The organism is Mycobacterium nebraskense (assembly GCF_002102255.1).
GTDB lineage: Bacteria > Actinomycetota > Actinomycetes > Mycobacteriales > Mycobacteriaceae > Mycobacterium > Mycobacterium nebraskense.
Genome location: NZ_LQPH01000180.1, coordinates 16,841 through 32,461, shown reverse-complemented (window position 1 = coordinate 32,461; position 15,621 = coordinate 16,841). Strand labels below are relative to the sequence as shown.

Annotated in this window: 17 protein-coding genes, 3 pseudogenes and 1 riboswitch; of the genes and pseudogenes, 9 read left to right on the top strand and 11 right to left on the bottom strand. The window is 64.4% G+C overall.

The window, feature by feature from the left end:
* Positions 1-6: 6 nt before the first annotated feature.
* Positions 7-381: pseudogene (locus AWC17_RS29710) on the bottom strand (HNH endonuclease signature motif containing protein); the annotation flags it as partial.
* Between the two features lie 182 nt (positions 382-563).
* Between AWC17_RS29710 and AWC17_RS29705 the strand changes: the two are divergent.
* From AWC17_RS29705 to AWC17_RS29680, 5 genes are all read left to right on the top strand, one after another.
* Positions 564-821 carry a ribbon-helix-helix domain-containing protein gene (locus AWC17_RS29705; protein WP_054585614.1) on the top strand — a complete coding sequence of 86 codons (258 nt, stop codon included), beginning with the start codon at positions 564-566 and terminating at the stop codon, positions 819-821.
* Positions 818-1,207, top strand: a complete 390-nt coding sequence (locus AWC17_RS29700; RefSeq protein ID WP_054585613.1) for a type II toxin-antitoxin system VapC family toxin — start codon at positions 818-820, stop codon at positions 1,205-1,207. Before AWC17_RS29705 ends, AWC17_RS29700 begins: the two co-directional genes overlap by 4 nt.
* A gap of 817 nt (positions 1,208-2,024) precedes the next feature.
* On the top strand, positions 2,025-2,726 hold the full coding sequence (locus AWC17_RS29690) for a cation efflux transmembrane domain-containing protein (RefSeq protein WP_054585612.1): 702 nt from the start codon (positions 2,025-2,027) through the stop codon (positions 2,724-2,726).
* A 336-nt stretch (positions 2,727-3,062) separates the two neighbouring features.
* The gene (locus AWC17_RS29685; protein WP_054585611.1) at positions 3,063-3,800 is read left to right on the top strand and encodes a DUF1275 family protein; all 738 of its coding nucleotides are present in this window, start codon (positions 3,063-3,065) and stop codon (positions 3,798-3,800) included.
* 100 nt (positions 3,801-3,900) lie between these two features.
* Entirely contained in the window at positions 3,901-4,254 is a 354-nt protein-coding gene (locus AWC17_RS29680) for a TFIIB-type zinc ribbon-containing protein (RefSeq protein ID WP_082385882.1), read from the top strand.
* A 485-nt stretch (positions 4,255-4,739) separates the two neighbouring features.
* Here the strand turns inward: AWC17_RS29680 and AWC17_RS29675 are convergent, their stop codons facing one another.
* The 10 genes and pseudogenes from AWC17_RS29675 to lpqS (AWC17_RS34320) all read right to left on the bottom strand — a co-directional run bounded on the left by AWC17_RS29675 (position 4,740) and on the right by lpqS (AWC17_RS34320) (position 12,163).
* Positions 4,740-5,930, bottom strand: a complete 1,191-nt coding sequence (locus tag AWC17_RS29675; RefSeq protein ID WP_054585610.1) for a PPE family protein — start codon at positions 5,928-5,930, stop codon at positions 4,740-4,742.
* 15 nt (positions 5,931-5,945) lie between these two features.
* Positions 5,946-6,104: pseudogene (locus AWC17_RS29670) on the bottom strand (PE family protein); the annotation flags it as partial.
* A gap of 20 nt (positions 6,105-6,124) precedes the next feature.
* Positions 6,125-7,429: an MFS transporter gene (locus tag AWC17_RS29665; RefSeq protein ID WP_054585609.1), complete on the bottom strand. Its 1,305-nt coding sequence runs from the start codon at positions 7,427-7,429 to the stop codon at positions 6,125-6,127.
* The gene (locus AWC17_RS29660) at positions 7,426-8,571 is read right to left on the bottom strand and encodes a PLP-dependent cysteine synthase family protein (protein ID WP_082408946.1); all 1,146 of its coding nucleotides are present in this window, start codon (positions 8,569-8,571) and stop codon (positions 7,426-7,428) included. Before AWC17_RS29660 ends, AWC17_RS29665 begins: the two co-directional genes overlap by 4 nt.
* Before the next feature lie 114 nt (positions 8,572-8,685).
* Positions 8,686-9,105 carry a putative copper homeostasis (lipo)protein LpqS gene (gene lpqS, locus AWC17_RS29655; protein WP_054586158.1) on the bottom strand — a complete coding sequence of 140 codons (420 nt, stop codon included), beginning with the start codon at positions 9,103-9,105 and terminating at the stop codon, positions 8,686-8,688.
* Positions 9,106-9,118: 13 nt separating this feature from the next.
* Positions 9,119-10,162, bottom strand: coding sequence for a cation diffusion facilitator family transporter (locus tag AWC17_RS29650; RefSeq protein WP_085165636.1), 1,044 nt, complete (start codon positions 10,160-10,162; stop codon positions 9,119-9,121).
* Between the two features lie 90 nt (positions 10,163-10,252).
* Positions 10,253-10,669, bottom strand: coding sequence for a hypothetical protein (locus AWC17_RS33740; protein ID WP_224188588.1), 417 nt, complete (start codon positions 10,667-10,669; stop codon positions 10,253-10,255).
* A gap of 51 nt (positions 10,670-10,720) precedes the next feature.
* The gene (locus AWC17_RS33735; protein WP_244193545.1) at positions 10,721-10,891 is read right to left on the bottom strand and encodes a hypothetical protein; all 171 of its coding nucleotides are present in this window, start codon (positions 10,889-10,891) and stop codon (positions 10,721-10,723) included.
* Positions 10,892-11,039: 148 nt separating this feature from the next.
* A pseudogene (locus AWC17_RS34260) lies at positions 11,040-11,438 on the bottom strand (pyridoxal-phosphate dependent enzyme); the annotation flags it as partial.
* A gap of 311 nt (positions 11,439-11,749) precedes the next feature.
* Entirely contained in the window at positions 11,750-12,163 is a 414-nt protein-coding gene (gene lpqS / locus AWC17_RS34320) for a putative copper homeostasis (lipo)protein LpqS (protein ID WP_457602209.1), read from the bottom strand.
* Positions 12,164-12,769: 606 nt separating this feature from the next.
* Positions 12,770-12,940: riboswitch (M-box (ykoK) riboswitch) on the top strand.
* Between the two features lie 289 nt (positions 12,941-13,229).
* On the opposite strand from lpqS (AWC17_RS34320), the gene AWC17_RS29635 reads away from it, so the two are divergent.
* The 4 genes from AWC17_RS29635 to AWC17_RS29620 all read left to right on the top strand — a co-directional run bounded on the left by AWC17_RS29635 (position 13,230) and on the right by AWC17_RS29620 (position 15,486).
* On the top strand, positions 13,230-13,529 hold the full coding sequence (locus tag AWC17_RS29635) for a PE family protein (RefSeq protein WP_054585852.1): 300 nt from the start codon (positions 13,230-13,232) through the stop codon (positions 13,527-13,529).
* A 15-nt stretch (positions 13,530-13,544) separates the two neighbouring features.
* Positions 13,545-14,762 (top strand): PPE family protein, encoded by a 1,218-nt coding sequence (locus tag AWC17_RS29630; protein ID WP_082385944.1) that lies wholly within the window; start codon positions 13,545-13,547, stop codon positions 14,760-14,762.
* Between the two features lie 114 nt (positions 14,763-14,876).
* Complete coding sequence (locus AWC17_RS29625) at positions 14,877-15,173, top strand: WXG100 family type VII secretion target (protein ID WP_054585851.1); 297 nt, start codon at positions 14,877-14,879, stop codon at positions 15,171-15,173.
* A gap of 28 nt (positions 15,174-15,201) precedes the next feature.
* Positions 15,202-15,486, top strand: a complete 285-nt coding sequence (locus AWC17_RS29620; RefSeq protein ID WP_054585850.1) for a WXG100 family type VII secretion target — start codon at positions 15,202-15,204, stop codon at positions 15,484-15,486.
* Positions 15,487-15,621: the final 135 nt, after the last annotated feature.

The following is a 15,621-nucleotide window of genomic DNA, read 5'->3' as shown; positions in this document are numbered from 1 at the left end:
CGCCCATCAGAACGGCGGTGGTTCGCCGTCGTCGTCCGGTGGCGCCGGGCCGGTTTGGGCGGTTTGGGTCGCTAAGCGGGCTTGGCGGTTGTGGTGGCGTTCGGTGGCGATGCGTTGCGCGCGGTTCTGGGCGCGGGTGCGAGTACGCAAGGGCATCATCGCCGTGCGCTCGCCGCAGCGCTCGGCGGCGGCGGAGGGTGCGGGCAGGTGGCCGGTGGGCGCGCACAGCGTGGGAAACAGCAGCGCGCTGCCGGGGGTGGTGATGTAGGTGTGCCCGTCGGGCAGGCGCCAGATGAGGGTGCCGTCGGGCAATTGTTCATCGCGCCAGCCCCAGAACGTTTTCAGCAAATGATGATGCCGGCACAGGCATTTCAGGTTGCTGACAAGTTCCCAAGCTACCCCCTTGTTGCCGCGTCCAGCACTTGGCTTTCGCGTCGCGCGCGACCGCCCTCTGAGCAGCACCGCGCAGGGACCGCCGGGCTGTCCTACAAAGTGCGTCTTGCACGGTTCAAAGTCCTGCGCTGCACGAGTCGGAACCACCGCTGTGATGTATGATGCGGCGTATGAAACGCACGAACATCTACCTCGATGAGGAGCAGACGACGACCCTCGACCGGCTGGCAACACAACAGGGTGTGTCACGTGCCGAACTGATCCGCCAACTGCTGAATCGCGTTCTTGCGAATGCCGACGAGAGCCTCGCGTCGGACCTTCAAGCAATCGACGACTCGTTCGGCGCGCTAGCTAACATCGAGGTGCCGGTGCGCGGCCAGAGCGGTCGCGAGGACCACCTGGCGCGCATCTGGCGCCGCTCATCGTGATTCTGGTCGACTCCGATGTGTTGATCGCGCATCTGCGCGGCGTCGATGCCGCCCGAGACTGGCTCACCGGTGCGCGAAAGCGCGGGCCTCTCGCGATTAGCGTGGTGTCGGTCACCGAGCTGATCGGTGGAATGCGATCAGCCGAGCGTCGCGAGGTATGGCGGTTGTTGACATCGTTTCGCGCTGAACCCGCGACCGAGATCATTGCCCGTCGCGCGGGCGACATGATGCGCCGATATCGCAGCAGCCACAACGGTATCGGCCTCGGCGACTACCTCATTGCAGCGACCGTCGACGTTAAGGGACTCGAGTTGGCAACCCTCAATGTGCGCCATTTCCCCATGTTCAAGGATCTGTTGCCGCCGTTTGCCACCACGCCTGGGTAGCGACTTCAACGGCAGCGGCGCAGACATGCAGAAAGCACTTATTCGAACCGTCCGGAACGGTCCCCGCGGGCGAGCTTTCCTCACTGCGTCGGCCTCGATTCATCAGTGCCGAGTCGACCGTCGCCGCGTCCAGAGGCCCTCCGCGCGCGCTTCGACCGGTTCCGGCGCGGACCTCGATCGGGCCGGCGCCACGACGTCGTGCCGCCCTGCGGGGCGGCGGTGGACCGGGGGGTTACCGCCTCACAGATGTCACCTTACCGATAAGTCATAAATATGCCCGCATCGGCTAGAAGGATTACATTTGAGGATCTGTAACCGGGCAGACGGCGGGGTGATGGTTGGGTGTGCCACGTCGTCACCTCATCGGGGTCCACCGCGCTGAGCGCCGGGGCTGAAAACTCCGTGCCGGGATCACAACTGGCATCTGAGATCTCGACGTTTACCACCGCAAAACCCCCGGGGTGGGATTGAGCGTGCGCGCACCATGTTGCGCAGATCAACAGAAGTCGTCACAGTGTGGCGGTGCCGGGGCGGTTGCGCGCCGGCTATAAGATGGCCCAGTGCAAATGTTGCAGTCTTTTAGTGAGTTGCAGCTGGTGGTTTCGGAGCGGTCGGTGATATCGAGATGCGCTGTCGACCTACATCACTGGGGCGTGGCGGTGGCCGACCCACCAGGGCGCGCTTCGTTGTCCCGGTTGACGCAGCACTCACTCGTTGATGGGCTCGTGTGCTCCGCGGCCGTGTCGTCGGCGATCGGCCATCGGGTGGGTTTGCGCCCAACCTGCGGCGCCGACGGCTGGCCAACGGAGCCAACGTTATGAGTAGTTTCCGTCCAGTCGGCGATCCCACCGAATTTGTAGGTGACACGTGCTGCGCGGAGTCCACGCAGGTCGCGCGGAATTCGGTGACGCGGGACGCGGGATGGCGCGGGGCCGCTCGCTGGGCGCGGCGGCTGGCCTGGGTCAGCTTGATCGCGATGCTTACCGAGGGCGCGGTGGGGCTGTGGCAGGGCCTAGCGGTCGGGTCCATCGCACTTACTGCTTGGGCGCTAAGCAGCGCGCCCGAGGGCTTGGCCAGCGCGATGGTGGTATGGCGGTTCACCGGCGCGCGGATGCTGTCCGAGAGCGCCGAACGACGCGCCCAACGTGGTGTTGCCGTGTCGTTTTGGCTGACGGCCCCCTACATCGCCGTTGAGTCTATTCGGCATCTGGCTGGTGAGCACCATGCGGAGACTTCGATGGTCGGTATCGTGTTGACGGGCGTCACCTTGCTGGCGATGCCGATCCTTGGCCGGGCCAAAAAGCAACTAGCCGCGCGGCTGGGCTCGGCGGCCACCGCCGGCGAAGGTACCCAAAATTACCTTTGCGCGGCCCAAGCCGCCGCGGTGTTGATCGGCCTGGCGGTAACTGCCCACTGGCCGAGCAGCTGGTGGTTTGACCCGGCGGTCGGGCTTGCCATCGCCACCGTCGCCGTCTGGCAAGGCGTCCGAGCCTGGCGCGGCGAGGACTGCGGCTGTTGAATCAGAAACGACACGCCAGCTGGCGCCGTCAGTCGAGGCGGTATCAGGACAAGCGGGCGTAGGTGACCGCCGCTACCCGACTCGGGGTTGCGCCGTATCGCCATCATCACGCCACCCGCCTTGGGGGCGACTACGTACTCGCGTTAACCACAGGGTCCGCTGTGTGGGCGCACGCCTGGGTCAGACAACTACGGCGACTGGACGGTTGTGGTGATGCCAGCAGTGCGGCCGACCCGAGATTCCGTAGTTTTCTCAGGCAGCAGGTTGGCGGGGCGACGTCTGTTAACGCGGTCTTGGTAGCGTTGTGCCACCACCGATCACCGGACAGGGAAAAACATGCCGCACATGCAAACCCGCGGAACGCGCTTGCGGGTGCTGGTGCTGGGCTACAGTGGGATTCTGGCCGGAATCGCCGGATTCATCAATTCGGTCGCACTGCTGGTTTTGGCGTTTCCCGTTGGCAACCTGACCGCTCTGAGCACCCAGCTCGGCATGGATTCGGCCAACCCATTGCTATACGAGAGCTGCATGATCGCGCTGATCGTGGGGGGTTTCTTGGCTGGAGCCGCTGGGGCCGGAGCGGTACTGGCTACGGTGCAGACCCACACCAGTGCGCGTCACGCCGCGGTCCTGCTTGCCGAGGCCGCACTGCTGCTAGCCGCCGCCGGCATCGAGATTCCCGGGTTCAAGGCCCTGCTAGCCGCGGCCGCGTGCGGGCTGCAAAACGCGATGACCTCAAACTTTCCCGGGATGACAATCCGCACCACGCACTTCACCGGCACCATCACCGACCTCGGTTTAATATTGGGCCGCAGCCGCCACCATGGAGTGGATAGATGGAAAGCCACTGTGCTCGCGACAACCGTGGTGCTGTTCATCGGCGGCGGTGCCACGGGAGCGCTCATCGGCGGCCGGTTGGGCCACAACGCGCTGCTCCTTCCGGCCGCCGCCTGCCTGGCCATCGCGATGGCCATCCTGTGGTATAGCCGCCGGCGCAGCAGCCGAATGGCCAGCGCAATATCGGCCCTCGAGCCCGCGCACGCCCCCCTTGTTGACCGAGCACCAGCAGGCTAGCCGCACACCCAAATCGCCCGCATTCGTACATGCGCATGCATTTATGTCTGTTAGCCTAGGTGGGTGAGGCATTTGCCGTTGCCTCTTTAGGGAGGTTCAAGTGACAGGCGAACGTGAATCAAAACAGACCAACGAATCGACGCTGCTGTGTCCGCGGTGCGTGTCGCAGATGTTGCCGGTGCAGCGCTTCGGGGTGACCATCGATCAGTGCACCGGTTGCGGCGGCGTTTTTCTTGACCGCGGCGAACTCGAGCAGCTCTCCGAAGCCGAGGCCAAGTTCTACGCCGCCCCACAACAACCCCCACAGCCACCGCCGGCAGGGTACCCGCCTCAGCAGTACGCGGCCCAGCCGGGGTACGTCGAAAATCCGCGCCCGCGAGGGTTTTTGGGTGGCTTGTTCGGGGAGGGCTATTACGGTGGTCGCCACGGAGGATACCGTGGCGGGCACCACTGACATTGATTGTTTCCAGGCGGTCGGGATTGGTCGTGGTTTGGTACCGGTAAGTGTCGCGCCGCTCTGACTGATGCGCTGCCGGGTTGTCTTTTATCGATCAATTCAGCCGCCACTGCAGCTTCGGGTCTCTGGGATCTAGAGAGGCGCGATCCTGGCATTGTTGGTCGCCGTGGTGATCGTCGGGCTGGGCGCCAACTTCTTGTGTTAATGCACCGACGCCGCGTCGATTATTTCGGCGCTTATCGCGATCCGCGTGGCGCTGCGCCTGGGCACAAGACCGCGACCGAAGGCTCCTGGTCTTCGACCTAGCTCCACCGCGGCTGAACCGAATGCTTTGGACATGGTCAGTCTTCCGCCAAGCTTACGCTCGGCGTGTCCGAGCAAGATGAACTCGACCGTTGATTCTGACAGACCGATTGTGGCTATGGCTTCAATAGGGCGAGGCCACGTCACGCGTCCGCGGCTAGGGATTGGTGTTCCTCCTTTTATCCGAGGGTCGCCGAGGGCGGGACCACCGTCAGGCGGGGCATGAACCGGAGGTCGGTTTCGACGACGTTGCCTATGCCGCGCCCGGCCATCGTTGCCATCGGCGCGCCGAGCATGCTTGCGGGAGCGCCTGCTGTGGCTCCTGGGACAGTGGCCAGGTTGGGGCTGAACGGTGCCGTCGGGGCAGGACTCAGTGCCGGGGCCGCCGAGGCCCAGGTCTGCGGCACCGACAGCGCCCCGACCGTGGCCGCCCGGCCCACACCCGCCGATACCGCCGCTCCACCGAGTCCTGCTGAGCCGGGTGCTCCCAGCGCGCCGGAAGCGAGTGCGCCCGTAAGCCCCGATCCCGAAGGGGCGGTGCTGGCGGCGCTGACGGCCGGTATCAGAGACTTCATCTGATTCGCGTTCGAGAGGAGTGCACTCGATATCCACGCGAACGAGCTTGTCATCGACAACGCGGGATTCATGGAACTTAGCGACGAACTCAGCGACGACAGCGACCCGGTGGACGACTCGGACGTGGACGACAGCGGCGATGCGAGCTGTTGCAGGGCGGTGGGCACCGTGGAGGTCACCTGCGACAGGACCGCCTGCGTGTCGGTGCTGGCCGAGCTGGCGGCGGCTTGGGCGACCGCGGCCCCTTGCCCGGCTGGGCCGGCCGGGTTGGTGGTGGGTTGCGGCGGGGTGAACGGGATCAAAGTCGACGCACTCGCCGAGGCGGCAGCGTAGCCGTACATGGCGGCGGCGTCTTGGGCCCACATCACCGCGTACTGCGCTTCGGTGGCCGCGATCGCCGGTGTGTTTTGCCCGAGGATGTTCGTCGCGATCAGCGACATCAACAGGCTGCGGTTGGCCGCGATGAACGGTGGCGGCACCGTCATCGCAAACGTCGCCTCATAGGCGGCCGCGGCCGCCATGGCCTGCGAAGCCGTCTGCTGGGCCATTTCGGCAGTGGTGTCCATCCACGCCACGTAGGGGGCGCTCGCGGCGGTCATCGCCGCCGACGCCGGACCCAGCCACGGTCCGCTGGTCAGCCCTGAAACCACCGAGGAATAGAAGGCGGCCTCCGAATATAGCTGCTCGGCGAGTCCCTCCCAGGCCGCCGCCGCGGACACCATCGAGCCCGGGCCCGGACCGGCATAGATCCTTGCCGAGTTGATCTCGGGTGGCAAAGCTGCGAAATCCATCATTTCACCTCGCAGTGCCTAGCCGGCCGCGACCGCGTTGGCAACCTCGGTGAGCGCATACGAATCAGCGCTAATGCCAAGGGTGTTCGCGAACAATTTTTGGATCACCGCAGCTTGGGCGCTGACGGCCTGATACATCTGCGCGTGTGCGGCAAACTGCAACGCCGTCAAAGCCGCCGGCTGGGTAGTCACAAACGTCATGATCTGCTCCTGACTGTTTCCGCCTGGACTTCTTCTGATGGACAAGACCCCACCCGCGCATCAGGAAACGCAGGTCCCGCGCGGCCCGCGGGTTGGAGGCGGTTGAGCGCAACCGTGGCGATGATGCCGATGAGAACGAGCCCGCCCCAGACCAGTGCGTCGGCGCTCAGGCGTTGTGCCGCAGCGAATATCGATCCGGTGGCCAGGTTGCCGACGAGGATTCCTGTTCCGACAATGGTGTTGTAGAACCCATAGTGGGTGGCCACGAGTCGGCCCCCGGCCAGGGAGACCACGGTGTCCATCTCGAACGGGAAGACCGCGGCGGAACCGACGGCGAGCATCGCCGCCGATAGCAGCAGGGCTCCCACCGCCGCCGGTGTCCCGAATCGATGGCCGTCGGGAATGACCGTCAGCGGCACAAACGAGGCCGCCAGGATGGCCACACCGATCGCCAGGCTACGTCCGGGTCCCCAGCGTTTGGTGAACCAGCGGGTGATGCGCAGCTGTCCGAGCACCGCAACCAGGCCCGAGATGACGAAAAGCGCTGCAACCAACGCTTTTCCGGACCGTGGTGTCAGCATCGACGCCTGCAGCGGCAGCGCCAGATACACCTGGAAGGTCAACACGTATGAGCCGATCATCGCCGCCGCGAAGAGCAGGAACGGCCGATTGCCGGCGATAACCCGCCAATCCTGCAGAAACGAACTCTGACGCGGCGCCGACTCGACACCGCGCTGCGGCAACGCCAACAGCTGCGCCGCGGTCAGCACAGCGAACACGGCCGCCGCTGCCGCGGCCGTGACCTGAAAGTCGACGGCCACCAGGACCAGTCCTACCAGCGGGCCCAACAGGATTCCGGCCTGATAGAACAGGTTGAACATGGCGAAGGCCTCCACGCGGCGATCCCCGGCGTCAGCGGCCAGATAGGCACGCACCGCCGGGTTGAACAAGGCGCCGGCGAACCCGGTCGCCGCGGCGGCGATCAGCACGGCCGGCAACGATTGGGCCACCACCAGCAGCGCGAATCCGCCGGTGCGCAACACACACCCGGCCACGATCAACGGCTTGTAGCCCAGCCGGTCAGCCAAAGTGCCGCCCACGATGAACATGCCTTGCTGGGAGAAGTTACGCACCCCTAGCACCAGCCCGACCGCCCAGGCGGCCAGCCCGAGCGGGCCAGCCAGGTACCCGGCCAGATACGGCATCAGCATGTAAAAACCCACGTTGATACCGAACTGGTTGAGCATCAGTACCCGACTGGGCCCGTCGAACCCGCGAAAGCGTGCGATAAAGCCCCTCATCGCAACACCAAAGCCGGGTTGGTGACGGTGGTGGTGCGGGTCCAGGAGGTCACCACGCGTTGCCTGGGGTCGGTGATGACCGCCGGTCCTGGGATGGGCTGCCAGCCCAGCAGCTGGTGCTCGCGGCAGTAGTCGTCGTTATAGATGGTGTCGAAGTAGCGTTGCGGCCCGTCGGGAAACACCGCGGCGATGCGGGTGTCTTTGGGGTGGGTGCGCGCGGCCCAGCCGGCCACCAAAGCCACCGCCCCCACGCTCCACCCGCCGCTGGCGAAGTTGCTGGCCGCTAGGGCGCGAGCCGCCCACACCGCCTCGGCGGGGGCCACCCAGTGCACCTCGTCGAAGGCGTCGTAGTCGATGTTGGCCGGATAGATGCTCGAGCCCAGCCCGCGCATCAACCGGCTGGCGACGGGTTGGCCGAAAATCGTCGAGCCGATGGTGTCGACCCCGATCAGCTTCATGTCGGGGTTGAATTGGCGCAACACCCGCGCCACCCCCGCCGAATGCCCGCCGGTGCCCACCGAGCAGACCAGCACATCGACGCCGCCGAGCTGATCGAGCAGCTCCAGCGCCAGTGATTGGTAGCCGGTGATGTTGTAGGGATTGCTGTACTGGTCGGGGCACCAGGCGCCAGGGTGGGTGGCCAGGACTTGGGCGACGCGGTCTTTGCGGGCCTGCTGCCAGCCCCCGACCGGGTGCGCCCGGCTCACCAGCTCGACGTCGGCGCCGTAGGCGGCCAGCATGTGGCGCACGATGGGTTCCATGCCGGTGTCGGTGACCACGGTGACCGGGTGCCCGTAGGCCTGGCCGGCCAACGCCAGCCCCAAACCCAAACTGCCGCTGGTGGATTCCACGATGCGCGCCCCGGGTGTGAGTTCGCCGCGGGCGCGGGCGGCTTCGACCATGTGCAGGGCGGGTCGGTCTTTCATGCTGCCGCCGGGGTTAAACCCCTCCAACTTGGCCCAAAACCCGCGATCGGGCGGGCTCAGCGGCGCCGAGACCCGCAGCACCGGCGTATCGCCGACCAGGGCGGCGGGTCGCCGGGAAGTGGCGGGGGCGGGCTGTCTGCAGTCGCGCGGCTCGAGAACCTTCAACGCTGCGAGGGAGTGAACACCAGTGTTGTCAAAAGAAAGAGCTTCGTTCATGGGATTTCGTCGCTTTCATGCGGGAGCCGCGAACCAGGGCGCGGCAGTTGACATGGGTCAGCGGTCACCGGCCGCCGCCGCCACAAAGGGCAGAAACGACCTGACGCTGACCAGTCAGCGACGAGACAAGCAGAACCGGGTCAAGACCTCTTGACCGGTGAGCGCAAAAGCCGGGGCGCCCGGTGGGCCCCGCCCGGCGGGCACCCCAAGCAGGCCCAGCCCACCGGCCACCGCCACGGCCGCCACCACACCCAACACGATCAGCATCGCCACCGCAGCGCCCGAGCGCGGCAACACCGCCGTCGTGAACTGCTCGGGATGCTCGCTCGGCGATCCCTTGCCCAGATGCGGATGATCGACGCTGAGAGCAGGCTGACCGCCACCACTTGCCGAGGACACCGCAGGTGCCGGATGCACTGCCAAAGCCTGCGAATTCATGATCACACTGTCGGCGCCAATCAGGACCCCCCACACGGCCAAGCAGACCGCCACCACACACCGCAGCCGTGGCCCGCTACCGCTCCCGAACCTCATAACAGCCCAATTCCTAACCGCGAATATCCGACAACGACGAAGAGCTGATGCCTCTGGTGGCCGACTCGGTGTCGTGGGCCCGCCTGTTAGTCGAGCGGTGCGTGGGACCGTGCGGGTCTGCGCAGTGCGCGCAGGCTCCGTCCAAATCGTGTTCGTTGAGGCCGTTTGACTTTTCGTGCTCAAGCTGCAGCGTGATGTGTGAAATTCCGTGCGTGTGCGCCAGCAACTCCGCTAACTCGGCCCGGGTGTTATGGCAATCACGGTCCGCGTCCACGATCACGTGCGCCGAAAGCGCCGGTTGCCCGGACGTTATTTCCCAAACGTGCAAATCGTGAACTTCCACCACCGCGTCGCGTGCCGCCATCGCCTGTCCGATTGCTTCGGGCTCGACCCCGCAAGGCGCGGCCTCTAAGAGCACCAGGCTTGCCGCACGCACCAACCCCGTGCCAGCCTTTGCCATCAACACCACCACGACAAGCGTGGCGATCGCGTCGGCACGCGCAAACCCGGTGAACACCATCACCACGCCGGCGACTGCCGTGGCGATGAACGCGAACAGGTCGTTGAGGATGTGCTGGAAAGCGCCCTCGACGTTGAGGCTGGAGCGATTAGCGCGACTGATCATCCACGTCGCGGCCACGTTCACCACGACCCCGACCAGCGCCGTCATCAGCACCAGCTTGCCGGTGACCGGCGACGGGTCCATCAGCCGACGGGCCGCCTCATAGGCCAGCCACCCCGCCAATACTAGTAAAGTCAGGCCGTTGGCCAACGCAGACAAGATCTCTGCCCGTCGCCATCCGTAGGTCATACGGCCCGCCGCCGGCCGTGCTGCCAAACCGATAGCCCACAGCGCCAACGCGATTGAGGCCGCGTCAGTAAGCATGTGCGCCGCATCCGAGATCAGGGCGAGCGATCGTGCAACGATTCCTACCGCCACTTCGCCGACCATAAATGTGGTAATCACCGCCAGGGCGCCAACCAGCCACCGCCGGTCAGCATCCGCTGTACGTCCATGTCCATGTCCATGCCCGTGGGCGTGGCCGTGTCCGCTCATGATCGCATCCTTTCGAAACGGCTGGGGACTAGATCCCCGGTTACAATTGCTTTGTCGGACATTCCATTTCGCTTCCTGATATGAATTGCGTCATTTTCTTTCTTCGGTGTTGACTTCCTCCGCCGCAAGGCAGGCTCTGTTGCGGTTCAGGCGATGCCGGTTTGATGACCGCTGGTCGGACGAAGGCGATTGAGCGCAAATACCGCAGCAACGCCCACAAAAAACGCTGCTGTCCAGCAGTATTGCGGTACGGTTCCAACGTAGTACCACGCCGAAAATCACCCTCGTCGCGGAATTGCCGATCAAGGGCGAGATTCCGAGCATGGAGTTGCAGAACCTGTAATGTGTTGTCACTAAACGGTTGCCGCCAGAAGTAGCTACGATGGGCATTTCGAGTGGGATCACCGCGGCGGAACCGAGCACAAGCAGCGCTGCGGAGACTACAAGTGCTCCGAAGGCAGCTGACGTCGCTAAACCCTGACTGACGGGCAGGACCATCAGCGGCACGTACGACACAGCAGGTATGACTAGACCGACAGTCAAGCTCGGCCCGCAACCTTACCTGTCGGAGAACCAGCGGGTGATCCGCAACTCGCCGACGACGGCCACTACACCTAAGATAACGAATGTCACTGCGCCGAACAACGTTTGGAACCGCAGTGTCAGTACCGAAGCCTGCAGACGCAGGTCGAGGTCGACCTGGAAGATCGATGCATACGAACCGATCATCGCCGCGGCAAAGAAGCAGAAAAGGCGGGTTGTCCAGGGAGATCCGCCAATCGTGCAAAACCGAGGTGCATTTCGGCGCCTGCTCACTCTGGTGAGGTAGCAGTCGCAGGACTCCGGACGGATCGCGGCCGGTACCCGCTGCGCACACCACCACATCGATCTCGCCTTGCTGGACGCGCAATTCAAAGACCCGCAATCGACGCCCGGCGACGGTGCAACAGTTGTTGTACTGATCCGCATTCCATGCACCGGGATCGGTAGCAAACGACTGCGAGACACGACTTTTGCGGGCTTGCCGCCATCCATCAACTGGGTCCGGTGCATCGACAAGGACAACATCGGCGGCGCAGGCAGCAAGCATCCGCCGAATGCTCGGTTCCATCGCGGTATCGGCGACAACCGTTACCGGATCCCCACATACCCAGCCCGCCAAAGCGGGTCTCAAACCCAGGCTGCCGCAAGCCGACTCAACGATCCGCGCCGCAGGTAGCAATGCGGCGCGGGGGCGCGCCTTTTCGACCCTGTGGATGACAACGAATTCTTTCATGCTGTCACCTGGGTCGAAGTTGAAAAGCTTCGCCCAGAAACCACGCGTCCGAAACGCCCTGCAACGCCGCGACGCTCAGCGCCGGCGCATGCCCCGCCAAGACGCCCAACCGAACATGGGCGGCAGGCCCGCGCCGCCAGCAGGACCGCGCCCGAATGGCGGAAACAGTTGGCCAGCAATATGGATCGTTGCCACAGGGATTAACGTCAGTCATTTGATCGTCACTTCCATTAGCGCGCGACACGCGACAATTGGTAAGAAACGTTCACCGGCCGGCCAAGCGAAGCGCGCAGCGGCCTGACGATAACTGATCAGCGACGAGACAAACAGAGCCGGATCAACAGATCTCGACCGGCGCAACGCACTGCAAGCGCAGCGGGCGGACCCCGCACCGGCGCCGCCGCGGGATAAGCCAACCACCCCGCCCCCCCAACTGGGCTGACTGCGGCGCCGAAACTCGCCAACGCGGCCACGGACGGTGTCAAGGCGACGGCCATGAACTGGTCGTCGTGGTGTGTCGACGAATCTCTTTTTGCGTGTGCATGGTCTGGGGGTAGCTGATCCCTGACCACTTGCGACGATTCAAGCGAAGTTGCCGCTTCACCGGCAACGATTTCCAGATCCGTTGAGTTAGTTCTACTTTCGTGGTGGTGTGCGCCACCGATTACCATCCACAACATCAACCATACTGCGGCTGTTACCGCGACCAAACGGGATCGCGGCATTGTCGGATCGGCAACGTCGATTCTCATGACAAACTCGAAGCTAGCACCGCACGGGAACGATGTCGTCGGCGAAAGCCTTGCTGGGACAATATGTTCCCGACTTGACACGACTCGTTCAGCGCTTGCTCACCACCAGCTCACTTAACGAACCAGATCGAGCGTTAACCCGCGCCGGTTTGGCTGCTTTGCATGATCTCGGTTCGGTTGCGTCAACGGTCCGTCAATTCGTACTTCTCGCCTTCGGGCGCCACACGGCAATCGATGGCCGACGATATGGCGCGGTCACAGCAGCGCCCCCGGTGTCGCCATCAATGTCCAGTGCGCCGAACCGCCGCAAGATCCTCACCAGCTCACCCGGCATCGGCGCCAGCCACATGCCAGCCGGCATGCCCAGCACGGCCTAGTAGAGGCCCGGTGCAACGCTGGCGTTCACCCACCGTCAATCCCATCGTCTGGGCCTGCTGCGCCGCACCGGTTTCGCCGCTTCAACACGCCACTTCGCGGGCAGCATTTCTCTTTGGGACAACGAAGGGGGCACGCGGGCATTGTTGGTGAGTCAACGCGCCGGGTTGACTGGTGCCGCCTTGAGTGCGAAGATAACGTTCGCATAAACCTCGGTAGGTGAGGCGTCTGCACGGATATAGGCCACTGACCTCGAACGTCGAGAGACGCCCCGGGTCAGGACAGCTCTTCTCGGCTTAAGGGTTGAGCCCAAGTGGCTTCCGGCTCAACCGGATACGCCGTGTGGTGCCAAAGCTCTGACGAGAGGGGGCCGCGCCCGGCCAAATCGCCGGGTCGCCTTACCCCGGTGTGCGACTGTTGGCACCCCCGTGTGCCCTGGCCGTGAGGAGGTGAGAGCGAGATGAATCGCGGTGATAGTCCCTATCCGAGTCCGATGAGCATTTCGTTCGGATCCGGCCCCGGCATCGTTTCCACTATCTGAATCGGCTTGCGCCGCTTCGGTTATCACTTGCACGTGTCCGTTTCGGGGCGTGTGTTGTTTTGGCGTGCTTTGACACGACCACATCCGCAGCCTTCAGTCTGCATTCCGTTGAGGAGAAGTCCGATGTCTTTTGTGACCGCACAGCCAGAATTGCTGGCGACGACAGCCGATGATTTGCGCAATATCGGTTCAGGGCTCGCTGCCCAGAACGCGGCCGCGTCTAGGCCCACGGCGGGCGTGATTCCTGCAGCGGCCGAAGAGGTTTCGGCATTGACCGCGGTCCAGTTCGCTGCCCACGCCCAGCTGTATCAAGCGGTGAGCGCACAAGCCGCAGCAGTTCATGATCTGTTCGTGCAGACCTTGGCGGCCAGTGCCGTTTCGTACGCCGCCACCGAGGCCCTCAACACAATCGCGGCCCGCTAAAGGAGGCGTGTAGCAATGATCATGATGGTGGATTTCGGCGCGTTGCCGCCCGAAATCAATTCCGCAAGAATGTATTCCGGCGCGGGCTCGGCGCCGTTGCTCAGCGCCGCCGCGGCCTGGGACGGGCTGGCCGCTGAATTGCGTTCGGCGGCGACCTCCTACAGCTCGGCGATCTCGCGATTGAGCAGCGAAGGCTGGCGCGGCCCGGCGTCGATCTCGATGGCGGCCGCCGCAGCACCTCTTGTCGCCTGGATGAACACGACCGGGATGCACGCTGAACAAACCGCCACCCAGGCCATTGCGGCCGCGGGTGCCTATGAGACCGCGTATTCGATGACGGTGCCCCCGCCTGTCATCGCGGCCAATCGTAGCCATTTGTGTGCGTTGGTCGCGACCAACGTTTTGGGGCAGAACACGCCGGCGATCGCGACCACCGAGGCTCACTACGGCGAAATGTGGGCGCAAGACGCGGCCGCGATGTACGGATACGCTGCCGCTTCGGCGACCGCCTCGAAGGTGACGCCGTTCACCGCGCCACAACAGACAACGAATGCGGCCGGGCTGGCCGGGCAGGCCGCCGCAGTCGGCCAGGCCACTGGTACGCCGGCAGGTGCGGGCACGCAGACCGCACTGTCGCAGTTGACTTCAGCGGTGCCCACGAAGCTGCAGAGCCTCGCGGCACCCGCGTCGTCTTCGTCGTCGACGTCGGGACTTTCGGAAATCCTTGGCCAACTGCCTGGGTCTGGGTCTGGGAATCCGCAGCTCAACGACTTCTGGAACCAGTGGGGGCCCAACGCGAATATCTGGAACACCATCTTTTCGTCCGGGTTCTACACCCCGAGTAACACTTTGGGTGCCTTTACGAGCTTGTTGGGCGCCGGCGCAGCCGGGGGCGCGGCGGGAAACGCGATCGGAGAAGCTGTCACCACCGGCCCCCTCGGAGGCCTATTGGGCCTGGCTGGCCTGGGCTCCGGCGGCGGCGCATCGGCGGCCCTGGGTCAGGCCGCGTCGATCGGCCCGTTATCGGTGCCCGCGAGCTGGACCGCCCTAGCCCCACCGACAAGCCCTCTGGCCTCAGCGCTGGGCGCGACACCCCTAAGCGCGCCTCCGGGAGGTGTGATGCCCATGATGCCCGGCATGCCGATGGCGAGCACGGCCGGGAACCACATAGGCAGTGCTCCCAAATACGGGCTCCGGCTCACCGTAATGGCCCGCTCACCCATCGCCGGATAGCAGATACGGGGATCGGCTGCGAGCCTCAGTTCGACGGCCCCAAACCGCATAAGCCGTCCGGCCACCATTCACCGCTTGTATGGCACTCGATGAGTGCTAGGTAAGGACATTCAGATGACTACGCGTTTTATGACCGACCCGCACGAGATGCGCTCGATGGCAGGGCATTTCGAAGTGCACGCCCGAACTGTGGAGGACGAGGCCCGCAAGATGTGGGCATCCTCGCAAAACATCGCCGGCGCCGGCTGGAGCGGTACCGCTCAGACGACCTCGTACGACACCGTGAGCCAGATGAACATCGCGTTTCGCAATATCGTCACCATGCTGCACGAGGTGCGCGACGGACTCATCCGCGACGCCAGCAACTACGAGGGCCAAGAGCAAGCCTCCCAGCAGATCCTGGGCAACTAACCGCTTTTCACCCGTGAGGAGAACACCGATGACAATCAACTACCAGTTCGGCGACGTCGACGCCCACGGGGCACTGATCCGCGGTCAAGCCGCCACCCTACAGGCCGAGCATCAGGCCATCATTCGCGATGTGCTTGCCGCCGGAGACTTCTGGGGCGGGGCGGGCTCGACGGCCTGCGAAGAGTTCATCACACAATTGGGCCGCCACTTCCAGGTGATCTACGACCAGGCCCACGCCCACGGCTGCAAAGTACAAACGGCCGGTTCCAACATGGCCAGCACCGACAGCGCCGTCGGCTCCAGCTGGGCCTAACCCTAGCGCGGCAGCCGTATTGCCGCGCCTGTGCCACCACCACCCACCACTGATCCACACGTTGCGCCAAGGAGGGGTCACATGCACAAGTTGTGGATCGAGGCCCGAGGACCGCTCCACCCGTTCGGACTGCTG

What these genes read in the sequence shown, in the direction of transcription:
- AWC17_RS29705 (WP_054585614.1), top strand. Translation starts at nt 564, where the DNA reads ATGAAACGCACGAACATCTACCTCGATGAGGAGCAGACGACGACCCTC.
- lpqS (WP_457602209.1), bottom strand. Translation starts at nt 12,163, where the DNA reads ATGCCGCGATCCCGTTTGGTCGCGGTAACAGCCGCAGTATGGTTGATG.
- AWC17_RS29650 (WP_085165636.1), bottom strand. Translation starts at nt 10,162, where the DNA reads ATGAGCGGACACGGCCACGCCCACGGGCATGGACATGGACATGGACGT.
- AWC17_RS29675 (WP_054585610.1), bottom strand. Translation starts at nt 5,930, where the DNA reads ATGATGGATTTCGCAGCTTTGCCACCCGAGATCAACTCGGCAAGGATC.
- AWC17_RS33735 (WP_244193545.1), bottom strand. Translation starts at nt 10,891, where the DNA reads ATGATCGGTTCGTATGCATCGATCTTCCAGGTCGACCTCGACCTGCGT.
- AWC17_RS29625 (WP_054585851.1), top strand. Translation starts at nt 14,877, where the DNA reads ATGACTACGCGTTTTATGACCGACCCGCACGAGATGCGCTCGATGGCA.
- AWC17_RS29620 (WP_054585850.1), top strand. Translation starts at nt 15,202, where the DNA reads ATGACAATCAACTACCAGTTCGGCGACGTCGACGCCCACGGGGCACTG.
- lpqS (WP_054586158.1), bottom strand. Translation starts at nt 9,105, where the DNA reads ATGAGGTTCGGGAGCGGTAGCGGGCCACGGCTGCGGTGTGTGGTGGCG.
- AWC17_RS29690 (WP_054585612.1), top strand. Translation starts at nt 2,025, where the DNA reads ATGAGTAGTTTCCGTCCAGTCGGCGATCCCACCGAATTTGTAGGTGAC.
- AWC17_RS29685 (WP_054585611.1), top strand. Translation starts at nt 3,063, where the DNA reads ATGCCGCACATGCAAACCCGCGGAACGCGCTTGCGGGTGCTGGTGCTG.
- AWC17_RS29635 (WP_054585852.1), top strand. Translation starts at nt 13,230, where the DNA reads ATGTCTTTTGTGACCGCACAGCCAGAATTGCTGGCGACGACAGCCGAT.
- AWC17_RS29665 (WP_054585609.1), bottom strand. Translation starts at nt 7,429, where the DNA reads ATGAGGGGCTTTATCGCACGCTTTCGCGGGTTCGACGGGCCCAGTCGG.
- AWC17_RS29660 (WP_082408946.1), bottom strand. Translation starts at nt 8,571, where the DNA reads ATGAACGAAGCTCTTTCTTTTGACAACACTGGTGTTCACTCCCTCGCA.
- AWC17_RS29630 (WP_082385944.1), top strand. Translation starts at nt 13,545, where the DNA reads ATGATCATGATGGTGGATTTCGGCGCGTTGCCGCCCGAAATCAATTCC.